The organism is Paracoccus onchidii (genome assembly GCF_028294535.1).
GTDB classification, from domain to species: Bacteria; Pseudomonadota; Alphaproteobacteria; order Rhodobacterales; family Rhodobacteraceae; genus Paracoccus; species Paracoccus onchidii.
Genome location: NZ_JAQBIE010000003.1, coordinates 176,068 through 188,769, shown reverse-complemented (window position 1 = coordinate 188,769; position 12,702 = coordinate 176,068). Strand labels below are relative to the sequence as shown.

The window sequence follows — 12,702 nt, the reverse complement described above, 5'->3', positions numbered from 1 at the left end:
CTTGCGGGTGGGGCAATGGCATCATCGCGGCCATGACCGATATCAGGCCGCCATTGCTGGGAACCATGGAAACGGCGCTATATGCCGATGATCTGACGGCCGCGACCGCGTTCTGGCAGGATGTGATGGGTTTGACGGCGTTTCAGACCGTGCCGGGGCGGCATGTTTTCTTTCGCATAGGCGATACGCCGCATCCGCAGGTCTTGCTGGTATTTCGTGCCGAGGCCACGGAAAGGCCGGCACCCCCGGATGCACGATTGCCGGTGCCGAGCCATGGCGCGCGCGGGCCGGGGCATTTTTGCATGGCGGTCGGGCGCGATCATATCGATGACTGGTGCCGCCATCTTCAATCCCACGATGTGGGGATCGAAGCTGATTTTCACTGGCCCAACGGCGCGCGTTCGATCTATTTTCGCGATCCTGCGGGAAACTCGATCGAGCTGGCCGAGCCGTCGCTTTGGGCCTGAGCGGCGGGTGATCTATTTCCCCAGCCGGTCTTTCAGAAAGCCCAGTGCGACCGACAACCCGTCAGGCGCGATCCCGTGGGCGGTGCCCTTCATCACATGTCCATAGACGGTGAAACCGGCCTGTTCCAACGCAGTTCCGGCTAATCCCATATCCTCGAATGGAACCACCGGATCCTGATCGCCATGCAACAACAGCACCGGCGGCTTGACCCTGGCTTCCGCGCCCAGAGTTTCGGGACGAAGAAGCCGCCCCGAAAAGCCGACAATTCCGGCGATTTCCTCGTCGCGCCGCGGCAGGACGTGCAGCGCCATCATGGTCCCTTGCGAAAAGCCGATGACGACCATGCGATCCGCGCTCAGGCCTTCGTCGGCCAGAACCTTGTCGAGATACAGATTCAAGGCCTTGATCGAGCGTTCCATCGATTCCCGGGCCTGCGCTTCGTCGGAACCATCCAGCCATGGGATCGGAAACCATTGATAGCCAAACGGGTTTCCGGTGCTTTTTTCCGGCGCGTCGGGGGCGTGAAACGCGGTGCCGGGCAAATGCGGCGACAACGGATCGGCCAGCCCCAGAAGATCAGCGCCATCCGCGCCGTAGCCGTGAAGAAAGACCACGACGGAATCGGCGGTTTCTGGTCCTTTTCGGGCGGATTTCAGCGCAGTCATTGTATTCCCTCGCGTCCTTTTGCCTGCCGGTAATAGGCCCACAGCCCGCGCGCCGCAACCGCACGCCATGGGGCCCATGGTCGCGCCATTTCCCGCAGTTTTGCGGGTGTCGGACGGGCATCCAGCCCATACATCATGCGGGCGGCCTCTTGCAGGGCCAGATCGCCGGCGGCCAGGACGTCGCGGCGGCCAAGCGCGAATTTCAAATAGATCTCAGCCGTCCAGATGCCGATGCCAGGCAGCGCGACCAGCTGTTGCAATGCCGCGTCATCGGGCAGATCGCGTAATGCGATCCAATCGGGTTGGGCGTTTGCGATCGCCGAAAGGTAGCGGGCCTTGGGGCGCGACAGCCCGGCGGCCCGCAGTTCTTCCTCGGTGGCGGCGGCAACCGCTACAGGGTCGGTCAGCCCGGCGTCTTCCAAACGCTTCCAGATCGCCGCAGCCGCAGCGATCGAGATTTGCTGCCCCACAATCGCGCTTGCGATCGCCTCAAAGCCGTCGCTGCGGCGGCGCAAGGGCAGGGGGCCAAGCGTGGGCAGCACCTTTGCCCAGACCGGACATGCCCCGGCAAGATAGGCGGCCCCCTCGGCCAGATCGTCCTGCGTTTCGATCAGGCGCATCCGGCTCATTCCGCCTGTGAAACGCGGGCCGCACGCCCGCCCCGCCGCCGGGGCTGATGCTGCCCGGCCTGCACGGCCTCGACCAATACGGCGATCATCGGGTGACGCTGGTCGTTCAGGGTCGCTGCGGGGGCATAGTGATCCAGAAGACACCGGATCGATTGGATCTGGTCCAGATTGTCGGGCAAGGACAATGCCCAATCGAGAAAGATCGACCGACACTGTGCGGCGCTGATTCCATCGATGGCGAAACTTTCGCGAATCAGGTTCTTGGGGTCTGCTTCCGACAGGGAATGCGGCGCGTCGTCAGGCATGTTCCCCGCCAGCCTCCAGTCTCAGACGCGTTTCCCATGCCATCGAGATATGCTGGCGCAATGCGGCATCGGCCGCATCGCCATCGCCCGCAGCGATCGCGTCGACGATATTCTTGTGTTCGGTCAACGCCATTTCGCCCCGCCCTTCGGCCGCCAGCGAGGTCTTTGCCATCAGCGCCATGGTCCGATGAACAAGATCCAGCTGCTGCACCAGATACCGGTTGTGAGAAGCCAGATGAAGCTGGTGGTGAAACCGTTTGTTGGCGCGGGCCAGAAATTCCGGATCGCCGATCGATTTCTGGTCCTCTGCCACCATCCGGGCCAGGACACGAACTTCTTCGGGGGTGGCATGGCGCGCGGCCAGGCGCGCGGCCAGTGCCTCAAGCTCGGCCCGCACCACGTATAGCTCGGCCAATTGATTGTGGTCCAGCGACCCGACGATCAGGCTGCGTCCGTCGCGCACAAGCATGGCCTGTGTCTCAAGCCTTTGCAGGGCCTCGCGAACCGGGGTGCGCGATACCCCGAATCGTTCGGCCAGTTCCGATTCGACCAGTCGGTCACCGGGGCGATAGGTGCCGGCTTCGATCGCGGCAAGGATCAGGGAATAGGCGTCATCTTTCATGGCAATACGATTGGCCGCATATGTGACAATTGCAAGCCGCAGACGTGCGAGCTAACGATATCGGCATGGATTTTTCAGATGTCGATGTCTGGATCTTTGATCTGGACAATACGCTTTACCCGCCCGATATGGCGCTCTTTCCCCAGATCGAGGCCCGCATGACCGCCTATGTCATGCGGCTGCTGCAGATCGCGCCACATGATGCGGACCGCCTGCGCAAGGAATATTGGCAACAGCACGGCACGACACTTGCCGGCCTGATGACCGAACATGCCATCGATCCGGCTGATTATCTTGCCGAGGTGCATGATATCGATTTCTCGCCTCTGGTCCCGGCCCCGGATCTGGCGCGGGCCATCAACAACCTGCCCGGACGGAAACTGATCCACACCAACGCCGATTCCACCTATGCCCGCAAGGTTCTCACCGCACGCGGGTTGGACCTGTTCGATGAGATCTATGGCGTCGAGGAAACCGGATTTCACCCCAAGCCGGATCAGCGCGCCTATACCGAGGTGATGCGCCTTTCAGGTATAGATCCGTCTCGGGCGGCGATGTTCGAGGATGATCCCCGCAATCTTCTGGTGCCTCACGAACTGGGAATGCGCACTGTGCTGATAGGTCGCGGGTATAGCGGCCCAGAGGTATCTGGCCAGGGCAAGGCCCCGGAAAACCGCGATTTTCCGCATATCATGCATCGCGATGACGACCTGTTTGCATTTCTGACAAAGATTGCCCTTCCCGGATGAAGCAGGCTAAATGGTTGTGGAACGCGCCGACCCATAGGGATTCTTGTCCATGACCAATGTTTCCGCTTCTGCAGATAATCGCCTTGCGCTGCGTATTTTTGCCGTTCTTCTGGTTGTGCTGCTGGTTGTCGCGGCCCTTGTCGCGACCTTTGGCTTGCCGGTGCTGGGGCTGATCGGCCTTGTGCTGACCCTTGCCGTATTCGTCGTGATGCTGGCATTCACCGCCGGAAATTGATCCTGTGCCCCAAGCCGATGACATGGAACAGGTCGATGTGCTGGTTTCGGGCGGCGGTGTCGCGGGCCTGATCGCCGCCGCTGCTTTCGGTGCCGAGGGTTTCACGACGGTCTGTGTGGATCCTGCTGCCCCAATCACCGATGACGGGCAGGCGGGGGCCGATCTGCGCACGACCGCCTTTTTGACACCCTCGGTCGACCTGCTTGACCGCATCGGCCTGTGGGATCGGCTGGCGCCCTTCGCGACGGCTCTTCAGACGATGCGGATCGTCGATGCCGGAGGGCGGAATTCCGTCCCACGTCTCACCCGCGATTTCGATGCCGCCGAGATCGGGGACAAACCCTTTGGCTGGAACCTGCCGAACTGGCTTCTGCGCCGCGAGATCATGGGCCGGCTGGGGCATTTGCAATCTGTGCGCTTCTACCCGGGCACCGGCACACGGAACGTGATTGCACGCGACGAAGGGGCGATTGTCACACTGGATCACGGGCGCAGGTTGCGGGCTTCGCTGCTGATCGGCGCAGATGGGCGCAACTCACCTGTGCGGCAATCTCTGGGTATCGGCGTCAGAACCTTTCGCTATGGGCAAAAGGCGCTGGCATTCGCGGTCACGCATGATCGCCCCCATCACAATGTTTCGACCGAGGTCCACCGCTCGGGCGGGCCTTTCACGCTGGTTCCCCTGCCTGATCGCGACGGCAAACCATGCTCTGCTGTAGTCTGGATGGAAAACGGCCGCGAGATCGAGCGCCTGTCGACACTACCACCCCGGGAATTCGCACAGCATCTGAATGATCGCTCCGCCGGTGTGCTCGGGCCTCTGACGCAGGCGACGGCATTGACGCAATGGCCGATCATCAGCCAGATCGCTGATCGCTTCGTCGCGCCCCATGTCGCGCTCATCGCCGAGGCTGCGCATGTCGTGCCACCAATCGGCGCGCAGGGCCTGAACATGAGCCTTGCCGATCTGTCCGCGCTGATTGACCTGTCACGGACCGAACCGGGCAACCGCGACGCTTTGCGCGCCTATGAACGCGCGCGGCGCCCCGAAGCCTATGCACGCCTCATGGGGATCGATGCGCTCAATCGTGCCAGCCAGGCCAGCCTCCGTCCATTGCGCGATCTGCGCGCTGCCACGCTTGGCGGTCTCTATGGCCTGTCTCCGTTGCGGCGCATGATGATGCGCGCCGGTTTGGGACTGCGCTAGACACCTTCTTCTTCGCGCAAATACCCATTCTGTCAGCGGGGCACGTGCCGCATCGGAAGCTCTTGACCGGTGCTGCGGCGGGAACTATCTTCTTACGCCGAGGACGACCTCCCCAGGATGGGAAGTATCGCCGGGACGGCCCGGCCCCGAGACCAAAGGTTCCCATGTCCTGGCTCATGCTCTTTATCGCCGGACTTCTCGAAATCGTCTGGGCGACCGCAATGAAACAATCCGCTGGCTTCACACGTCCATTGCCGACCGCTGTCATGCTTGTCGGGATGATTGCTTCCTTTTGGCTATTGGCTGCTGCCATGCGACAATTGCCGCTTGGCACTGCCTATATGGTCTGGACCGGAATTGGCGCGGTGGGCAGTTTCGTCCTTGGGGTGGTCATGTTCGGTGATGCGGTGACACCCGCGCGCCTGACGGCTGCCGCGCTGATTGTTGCCGGAATCCTCGTGATGAAACTGGCCAGTTAGGGCGCGGTGGCGCCCTTCGCGACAGATTGCACCGCTTCCAAGGGCATTTCGGCAATTTCCTTCCGGTGCAAGCAATGGTAAAGACATGCGCCGAGCCAAAGGAGAATAGCTATGCCTGCCTATCGTTCCCGCACCACCACCCATGGCCGCAACATGGCCGGCGCCCGTGGCCTGTGGCGCGCGACGGGCGTGAAGGACAGCGATTTCGGCAAGCCGATCATCGCCATCGTCAACAGCTTCACCCAGTTCGTGCCCGGCCATGTCCACCTGAAGGATCTGGGCCAGATGGTCGCACGAGAGGTCGAATCGGCCGGCGGCATCGCGAAAGAGTTCAACACCATCGCCGTCGATGACGGCATCGCGATGGGCCATGACGGCATGCTGTATTCGCTGCCCTCGCGTGAGGTGATCGCGGATTCGGTCGAATACATGGTCAACGCGCATTGCGCCGACGCGATGGTCTGCATCAGCAATTGCGACAAGATCACGCCGGGCATGCTGATGGCCGCGCTGCGCCTGAATATCCCGGTCGTCTTCGTGTCGGGCGGCCCGATGGAGGCCGGCAAGCTGGTGCTGGAGGATGGCAAGCTGAAGGCGCTGGATCTGGTCGATGCCATGGTCGCCGCCGCCGACGACGCCTATTCCGACGAACAGGTCGAGGCGATCGAGCGTTCGGCATGCCCGACCTGCGGGTCCTGTTCGGGCATGTTCACCGCGAACTCGATGAACTGCCTGACCGAGGCGCTTGGCCTTGCGCTGCCGGGGAACGGGTCCACGCTGGCCACCCATGCCGACCGCAAGCGCCTGTTCGTCGAGGCCGGTCACCTGATCGTCGATCTTGCACGCCGCTACTACGAAGGTGACGACGCGTCGGTCCTGCCGCGCAACATCGCCAGCTTCGAGGCGTTCGAGAACGCGATGACGCTGGACATCGCCATGGGCGGGTCGACCAACACCGTGCTGCACCTGCTGGCCGCGGCCCACGAGGCCGGGATCGACTTCACCATGTCCGACATCGACCGCCTGTCGCGCGGCGTGCCGGTTCTGTGCAAGGTCGCCCCCGCCAAGGATGACGTCCACATGGAGGACGTGCACCGCGCGGGCGGCATCATGGGCATTCTGGGTGAACTGGACCGAGCGGGCCTGCTGAAGACCGATGTGGGCAGCGTCCATGCCGCATCGCTGGCCGAGGCGCTGGACCGTTGGGACGTCAAGCGCACCGAATCCGCAACCGTGCATGATTTCTATCGCGCCGCGCCGGGGGGCGTTCCGACGCAGGTCGCCTTCTCGCAGGAACAGCGCTTCGAAGAGGTCGATCTTGACCGCGAAAAGGGTGTCATCCGCACCAAGGAACATGCCTTCTCGCAGGATGGCGGTCTGGCGGTGCTGTATGGCAACCTGGCCGAGGATGGCTGCATCGTGAAGACGGCGGGCGTGGACGAATCCATCCTGAAATTCGAGGGGCCGGCCCATATCTTCGAAAGTCAGGACGACAGCGTCAGCGCCATCCTGACCGGCAAGGTCAAACCGGGCGAGGTCGTGCTGATCCGCTATGAAGGGCCGCGCGGTGGGCCGGGGATGCAGGAAATGCTGTATCCGACCAGCTACCTGAAATCGAAGGGGCTGGGCAAGGCATGCGCGCTGGTCACGGACGGGCGGTTCTCGGGCGGGTCCTCGGGGCTGTCGATCGGCCATGTCTCGCCCGAGGCGGCCGAAGGCGGCACGATCGGTCTGGTCGAACAGGGCGACACGATCCTGATCGACATCCCGAACCGCAAGATCGAACTGGTCGTGGACGACGCCACGCTGGCCGCCCGCCGCGAAAAACGCGAGGCCGAGGGCTGGAAACCCGCCAAACCGCGCGCCCGCAAGGTCTCGACCGCGCTGCGCGCCTATGCCGCCATGACCACCAGCGCCGCCAAGGGCGCGGTGCGGGTGATCCCGGAGTAAACAGAACTGATGTCTTGGGGGGGCTTGCATGGCCTCACCCAAGACATCGTCCATTGTCGGAGGAGGTCGATGGGGAAACGGTTCAGGTATCTGGCAGATCTGACGCCCGTGCAGCTTGCGCATTACGATGTTGCGCTGTCTTTCGGGCGTGAGTTTTCGCGATCAGAGTATTTCTCGCGCTACAAGCAAATTTATCCTGACCTGAATGCCGAGGGAACAATCCTCCCCACCGATTTTTGCTGGAACAACGAACAAAAGGCCAAGTGCGATTTTCCATCGTTCATGGAAATCGTTGATCGCGGAGTATACCGCTTTGTTGGCCTGCAAGAAGGCGAGGCGCTGAAGCGCCGCGGCATGTCGCCCGGATCGTCTTAGGTCGGGTTGGCAGTGCTTTACGCCCCCAGCGGCCCCGGCCTGCGTTCTTCGGACAGCATCACATTCGCCTCGACCTGACCGACGCCGGGCAGGGTCATGATGCGGCGGCGCAGGATGCGTTCGAAATCGCTGATGTCGCGGGCGGTGATGCGCAGGCGGTAATCGAACTGGCCCAGAACGTGCTGCACCACCTGAACCTCGGGGATGGCGGTGACGGCGCGTTCGAAATCCTCAAGGCTGATGCGGCCCTTTGCGGCCAGCTTGATCCCCAGAAACACGGTTACGCCAAAGCCAAGCGCGGCGGCATCCACCACCACGCGCCGCCCCGTAATGACGCCCTGATCGGTCAGGCGGCGGATGCGTCGCCAGGCGGCGGGTTGGCCGATGCCGACGGCGCGGCCAATGTCGGCGGCGCTGCGGGTCGCATCCTGGGCCAGAAGGCGCAGGATCGCCAGATCGGTGGCGTCCAGATCGGTCACAGCGGCAGTTCCTCGCTGACCTTGATCGTCGAGACCAACATCAGCGCGTCCAGTTCAGAAATATGCGGCAGGGTCAGGATGCGGTCGCGATAGACCTGCTGCCAATGCGCCATGTCACGGGCGATGACGGTCGCGCGCCAATCGACGCTGCCCAGAAAGCTTTGGATTTCGGTCACTTCGGGCACTTCGCGCAGGGCGGCCAGAAAGTCGTCGAAGGCACGCGGATCGGTCTTGTCCAGGGTAAAGCGCAGGCTGACCTCGACCTCCCATCCCAGGGCACGCCAATCGATCCGGGCTTGTACGCCGCTGAGAACGCCTTCTTCGCGCAGCCGTTCCAGCCGCCGCCACAGGCTGGCCGAGGTCACGCCCGCACGCTCGGCAAGTTGGGCATTTGATGCCGAAGGATCGGCCAGAAGCTGGCGCAGAATGCGGCGATCCGTGCTGTCGGGCATGAATTTCATCATAACTGCATATCACAAGCATGATCTTTTCGGCCAGATATGAAAACGCGCGACGATTGCATGTTTCCCTGACCGGCAAGGACGCTAGAACCGACGCATCGGAAGGAAAGGATTTCCCCATGCGCGTTTACTACGACCGCGATTGCGACGTGAACCTGATCAAGGACAAGAAAGTCGCCATTCTCGGCTATGGCAGCCAAGGCCATGCCCACGCCCTGAACCTGCGCGATTCGGGCGCCAAGAACATCGTCGTCGCCCTGCGCGAAGGCAGCCCCTCGGCCGCGAAAGCCGAAGGCGAGGGCCTGAAGGTCATGGGCATCGCCGAGGCTGCCGCATGGTGCGACCTGATCATGTTCACCATGCCCGATGAACTGCAGGCCGAAACCTACAAGAAATACGTCCATGACAACCTGCGCGAAGGCGCGGCGATCGCCTTTGCACACGGACTGAACGTGCATTTCGGCCTGATCGAGCCGAAACCCGGCGTCGACGTCATCATGATGGCCCCCAAAGGCCCCGGCCACACCGTGCGCGGCGAATACACCAAGGGCGGCGGCGTGCCCTGCCTGGTTGCCGTGCATCAGGATGCCTCGGGCAAGGCAATGGATCTGGGCCTGTCCTACTGCTCGGCCATCGGCGGCGGTCGTTCGGGCATCATCGAGACCAATTTCCGCGAGGAATGCGAAACCGACCTGTTCGGCGAACAGGCCGTTCTGTGCGGTGGTCTGGTCGAACTGATCCGCATGGGCTTTGAAACGCTGGTCGAAGCGGGTTACGAGCCCGAAATGGCCTATTTCGAGTGTCTGCACGAAGTGAAGCTGATCGTCGACCTGATCTATGAAGGCGGCATCGCGAACATGAACTACTCGATCTCGAACACGGCCGAATACGGCGAATACGTGTCGGGTCCGCGCGTCCTGCCTTATGACGAGACGAAGAAGCGCATGAAAGAGGTTCTGACCGACATCCAGAACGGCAAGTTCGTCCGCGACTTCATGCAGGAAAACGCCGTCGGCCAGCCGTCCTTCAAGGCGACCCGCCGTATCAATGATGAACACCAGATCGAAGCCGTCGGTGCCAAACTGCGCGAGATGATGCCCTGGATCAGCAAGGGCAAGATGGTCGACAAGGCCCGCAACTGATCTGACAAAAAAAGAAAAAGCCCGGCAAATGCCGGGCTTTTTTTGATTTCAGGACTGCGGTTCCAGCTTGTCCTGTGTGCGGGTGTCGAAATCCGACGCATCATGGCGTTCGTGCAATTGTTCGGATAGTTCGCCCGAGGTCTTGTTGACCATGGCACCGCGTTGGGCAGCTGGGCGCGCCGCGACCTCGGCCTGCCAGCGCAGCACGTTCTTGTAGGTGTCTGCCTCGATGAATGTCGATGCATCGCCATAGGCGCCGCCGACGACGAGGCGACCATACCACGGCCAGATCGCCATATCGGCAATCGAGTATTCTTCGCCTGCCATAAAGCGATTCTCGGCCAGATGCTTGTCCAGAACGTCCAGCTGGCGTTTCACCTCCATGGTGAAGCGGTCGATGGCATATTCGATCTTGACCGGCGCGTAATGATAGAAATGCCCGAACCCGCCCCCGAGGAACGGGCCTGCTCCCATCTGCCAGAACAACCAGTTCAAGGCCTCGGTGCGTGCTGCGGGGTCATTGGGCAGGAAAGCGTCGAATTTCTCGGCCAGATACAAAAGGATCGCGCCCGATTCGAAGACGCGGCGGGCAGGGGACACGGAATGGTCCATCAGCGCGGGAATCTTGGAATTCGGATTGGCACCGACAAAACCGCTGGAGAACTGATCGCCATCGCCGATCTTGATCAGCCACGCGTCATATTCGGCACCGGAATGCCCAAGCGCCAGCAGCTCTTCCAGCATGATCGTGACTTTTTGCCCGTTCGGCGTTGCCAGCGAATAAAGCTGCAGCGGGTGTTTGCCGACCGGCAGATCCTTGTCATGGGTCGGGCCAGAAACGGGGCGGTTTATGCTGGCGAAGGTGCCGCCGTTATCCTTGTTCCAGGTCCAGACCTTTGGCGGAGTGTATTCATCGCTCATGAGAAATCCTGCATCTTGCGTTGCTTGCAGCCTGAAACTTGTGCCCAGTGTCGCAAGATTTCAACGCTTGGCGGAATTTCCGGCGATTTCAGTGGGCCGCCAGTTGATTATGCCGGCGGGTCATGAACTCTTTCGCGGTTTCCACGGCGACGGCCGCGTCGCGGCAATAGGCGTCTGCCCCGATGGCGCGACCAAATTCCTCGTTCAGCGGTGCCCCACCGACCAGAATGATGAAATCCTCGCGGATCCCCTGTTCCTTCATCGTGTCGATCACGATCTTCATATAGGGCATTGTCGTGGTCAGCAGGGCGGACATCCCGATGATATCGGCCTCTTCCCGTTGCGCGGCCTCGATATAGTTTTCCACGGGATTGTTGATGCCCAGATCGACGACCTCGAATCCAGCACCTTCCATCATCATCGAAACAAGATTCTTCCCGATATCGTGGATGTCGCCCTTGACCGTGCCGATCACCATCTTGCCCATGCGGGGCGCGCCGGTTTCCGCCAATAGCGGTTTCAGGATCGCCATGCCGCCCTTCATGGCATTGGCTGCCAGCAGGACTTCGGGAACAAACAGGATGCCATCGCGAAAATCATGCCCGACGATCGTCATGCCCGCGACCAGCGATTTGGTCAGCACATCATAGGGCGCCCAGCCGCGATCCAGAAGAATCTGCACGGCCTCTTCGATTTCCTCGCGCAGCCCGTCATACAGATCGTCCATCATCTGCTGGACCAGTTCTTCGTCGTTCAGTTCTGACAGGATGATGTCGTCGTTTTCCTCGGTCATGTCGCGGCTCCTGCTGGATATGTTCAGCGTTGCCTCGGATCGGGATGACCGAGTGACACAAAACGACATCTCATGTTCATGACGCGACCTCTGGTGCGAATCGCTGGCAAATGTTCTTCTAATGTTCTAATCTGTGATGATGTTGCCGCCACAGGATCCCAAGGAAAGATTGAAGGCCCGCGGTGCCGCCAGCCGGCCCGAGGGGCGTTTCGAAACCCAGCGGCGGGAATGGGAATCGGATGGCTGGGATCTGGTCGAGGAAACCCGGCTGTTGTGCACCGAGATTGCCACGGAACACCCCCGCAGCATCATTACACGCAACGATTCGCCCGATATTTCCTTTGACCGGTCGGTCAACCCGTATCGCGGTTGCGAGCATGGCTGTGTCTATTGCTATGCGCGGCCCAGCCATGCCTATCTGGGTCTTTCGCCCGGACTGGATTTCGAGACCAGAATCACGGCCAAGCCGGATGCGGCGCAATTGCTGGAACGCGAACTGGGTCGCCGGTCCTACAGGCCCGCTCCGATCGCACTTGGGACGAACACGGATCCCTATCAGCCGATCGAGGCAAAGCTGAAGATCATGCCGGCTGTCTTGCGGGTGCTGCGCGACTGGAATCATCCGGCCACGCTGGTGACGCGCGGTCACACGGTCTTGCGCGATCTGGATCTGTGGGCCGAGATGGCCGCGCGCAATCAGGCCCTGATCGGCATCAGCCTGACGACGCTGGACGCCGGCTTGGCGCGTTCGCTTGAACCGCGCGCACCCGCACCACACACCCGTTTGCGGATGATTCATGATCTGGCGCGAGCGGGCGTTCCGGTTCGGGTCATGGTGGCGCCGGTGATCCCGGTGCTGACCGAGCCCGAGATCGAGGCCATCCTGACGGCTGCCCGCGATGCCGGGGCCACGACGGCCAGCATGATCCCCTTGCGTCTGCCGCATGAGGTTGCCCCGCTGTTTCGCGACTGGCTGGACCGGCACAGGCCGGATATGGCGGCGCATGTGATGAACCGCGTGCAGGCGATGCGGGGCGGTCGCGACAATGATCCGCGTTTTGGCCATCGCTTTCGGGGCGAAGGTATCGAAGCCGAGCTTGCGCAGCAGCGTTTTCGATTGGCCCGGCGTCGGCTTGGCTATCAACAGGGGATGCCCGCGCTTGACTGCACGCGTTTTGGCCCCCCGCCGCGCAGTGGGGATCAGATGTCGCTGTTTTGACCG

At 61.7% G+C, this 12,702-nt stretch carries 17 protein-coding genes; 9 read left to right on the top strand and 8 right to left on the bottom strand.

Annotation, left to right across the window (positions count from 1 at the left end; genetic code table 11):
- Nucleotides 1-32: 32 nt before the first annotated feature.
- Nucleotides 33-467 carry a VOC family protein gene (locus tag PAF17_RS03670; RefSeq protein ID WP_271887719.1) on the top strand — a complete coding sequence of 145 codons (435 nt, stop codon included), beginning with the start codon at nucleotides 33-35 and terminating at the stop codon, nucleotides 465-467.
- A 12-nt stretch (nucleotides 468-479) separates the two neighbouring features.
- On the opposite strand, the gene PAF17_RS03665 is transcribed toward PAF17_RS03670, so the two are convergent.
- From PAF17_RS03665 to PAF17_RS03650, 4 genes are read right to left on the bottom strand one after another with little or no spacing between them, the layout of a single operon-like run.
- Complete coding sequence (locus PAF17_RS03665; protein ID WP_271887718.1) at nucleotides 480-1,133, bottom strand: alpha/beta hydrolase; 654 nt, start codon at nucleotides 1,131-1,133, stop codon at nucleotides 480-482.
- A complete protein-coding gene (locus PAF17_RS03660; RefSeq protein WP_271887717.1) occupies nucleotides 1,130-1,762 on the bottom strand; it encodes a DNA-3-methyladenine glycosylase family protein in 633 nt (210 codons plus the stop codon). The genes PAF17_RS03665 and PAF17_RS03660 overlap by 4 nt, the downstream gene beginning before the upstream one ends.
- A complete protein-coding gene (locus tag PAF17_RS03655; protein WP_271887716.1) occupies nucleotides 1,759-2,067 on the bottom strand; it encodes a hypothetical protein in 309 nt (102 codons plus the stop codon). Before PAF17_RS03655 ends, PAF17_RS03660 begins: the two co-directional genes overlap by 4 nt.
- The gene (locus PAF17_RS03650) at nucleotides 2,060-2,689 is read right to left on the bottom strand and encodes a GntR family transcriptional regulator (RefSeq protein WP_271887715.1); all 630 of its coding nucleotides are present in this window, start codon (nucleotides 2,687-2,689) and stop codon (nucleotides 2,060-2,062) included. The genes PAF17_RS03655 and PAF17_RS03650 overlap by 8 nt, the downstream gene beginning before the upstream one ends.
- Before the next feature lie 65 nt (nucleotides 2,690-2,754).
- Here PAF17_RS03650 and PAF17_RS03645 point away from each other — a divergent pair, with 65 nt between their 5' ends.
- The 6 genes from PAF17_RS03645 to PAF17_RS03620 all read left to right on the top strand — a co-directional run bounded on the left by PAF17_RS03645 (nucleotide 2,755) and on the right by PAF17_RS03620 (nucleotide 7,684).
- Nucleotides 2,755-3,438 carry a pyrimidine 5'-nucleotidase gene (locus PAF17_RS03645; RefSeq protein WP_271887714.1) on the top strand — a complete coding sequence of 228 codons (684 nt, stop codon included), beginning with the start codon at nucleotides 2,755-2,757 and terminating at the stop codon, nucleotides 3,436-3,438.
- Nucleotides 3,439-3,487: 49 nt separating this feature from the next.
- Nucleotides 3,488-3,673 carry a hypothetical protein gene (locus PAF17_RS03640; protein WP_271887713.1) on the top strand — a complete coding sequence of 62 codons (186 nt, stop codon included), beginning with the start codon at nucleotides 3,488-3,490 and terminating at the stop codon, nucleotides 3,671-3,673.
- A 22-nt stretch (nucleotides 3,674-3,695) separates the two neighbouring features.
- Nucleotides 3,696-4,880 carry a UbiH/UbiF family hydroxylase gene (locus tag PAF17_RS03635; RefSeq protein ID WP_271887779.1) on the top strand — a complete coding sequence of 395 codons (1,185 nt, stop codon included), beginning with the start codon at nucleotides 3,696-3,698 and terminating at the stop codon, nucleotides 4,878-4,880.
- 164 nt (nucleotides 4,881-5,044) lie between these two features.
- Nucleotides 5,045-5,359 (top strand): DMT family transporter, encoded by a 315-nt coding sequence (locus PAF17_RS03630; RefSeq protein WP_271887712.1) that lies wholly within the window; start codon nucleotides 5,045-5,047, stop codon nucleotides 5,357-5,359.
- 111 nt (nucleotides 5,360-5,470) lie between these two features.
- A complete protein-coding gene (gene ilvD / locus PAF17_RS03625; RefSeq protein WP_271887711.1) occupies nucleotides 5,471-7,309 on the top strand; it encodes a dihydroxy-acid dehydratase in 1,839 nt (612 codons plus the stop codon).
- A gap of 69 nt (nucleotides 7,310-7,378) precedes the next feature.
- On the top strand, nucleotides 7,379-7,684 hold the full coding sequence (locus tag PAF17_RS03620; RefSeq protein WP_271887710.1) for a hypothetical protein: 306 nt from the start codon (nucleotides 7,379-7,381) through the stop codon (nucleotides 7,682-7,684).
- 17 nt (nucleotides 7,685-7,701) lie between these two features.
- Here the strand turns inward: PAF17_RS03620 and PAF17_RS03615 are convergent, their stop codons facing one another.
- Nucleotides 7,702-8,163, bottom strand: a complete 462-nt coding sequence (locus tag PAF17_RS03615; protein WP_271887709.1) for an Lrp/AsnC family transcriptional regulator — start codon at nucleotides 8,161-8,163, stop codon at nucleotides 7,702-7,704.
- Nucleotides 8,160-8,615, bottom strand: coding sequence for an Lrp/AsnC family transcriptional regulator (locus tag PAF17_RS03610; protein ID WP_271887708.1), 456 nt, complete (start codon nucleotides 8,613-8,615; stop codon nucleotides 8,160-8,162). Before PAF17_RS03610 ends, PAF17_RS03615 begins: the two co-directional genes overlap by 4 nt.
- A gap of 128 nt (nucleotides 8,616-8,743) precedes the next feature.
- On the opposite strand from PAF17_RS03610, the gene ilvC reads away from it, so the two are divergent.
- Entirely contained in the window at nucleotides 8,744-9,766 is a 1,023-nt protein-coding gene (ilvC, locus tag PAF17_RS03605) for a ketol-acid reductoisomerase (protein WP_271887707.1), read from the top strand.
- A 48-nt stretch (nucleotides 9,767-9,814) separates the two neighbouring features.
- Here ilvC and yghU read toward each other — a convergent pair whose 3' ends face one another.
- Both yghU and PAF17_RS03595 read right to left on the bottom strand, forming a co-directional pair.
- Nucleotides 9,815-10,687 (bottom strand): glutathione-dependent disulfide-bond oxidoreductase, encoded by an 873-nt coding sequence (gene yghU / locus PAF17_RS03600; RefSeq protein ID WP_271887706.1) that lies wholly within the window; start codon nucleotides 10,685-10,687, stop codon nucleotides 9,815-9,817.
- Between the two features lie 88 nt (nucleotides 10,688-10,775).
- Complete coding sequence (locus PAF17_RS03595) at nucleotides 10,776-11,480, bottom strand: corrinoid protein (protein WP_271887705.1); 705 nt, start codon at nucleotides 11,478-11,480, stop codon at nucleotides 10,776-10,778.
- A 136-nt stretch (nucleotides 11,481-11,616) separates the two neighbouring features.
- Here PAF17_RS03595 and PAF17_RS03590 point away from each other — a divergent pair, with 136 nt between their 5' ends.
- Nucleotides 11,617-12,699, top strand: a complete 1,083-nt coding sequence (locus PAF17_RS03590; RefSeq protein ID WP_271887704.1) for a PA0069 family radical SAM protein — start codon at nucleotides 11,617-11,619, stop codon at nucleotides 12,697-12,699.
- Nucleotides 12,700-12,702 lie beyond the last annotated feature (3 nt).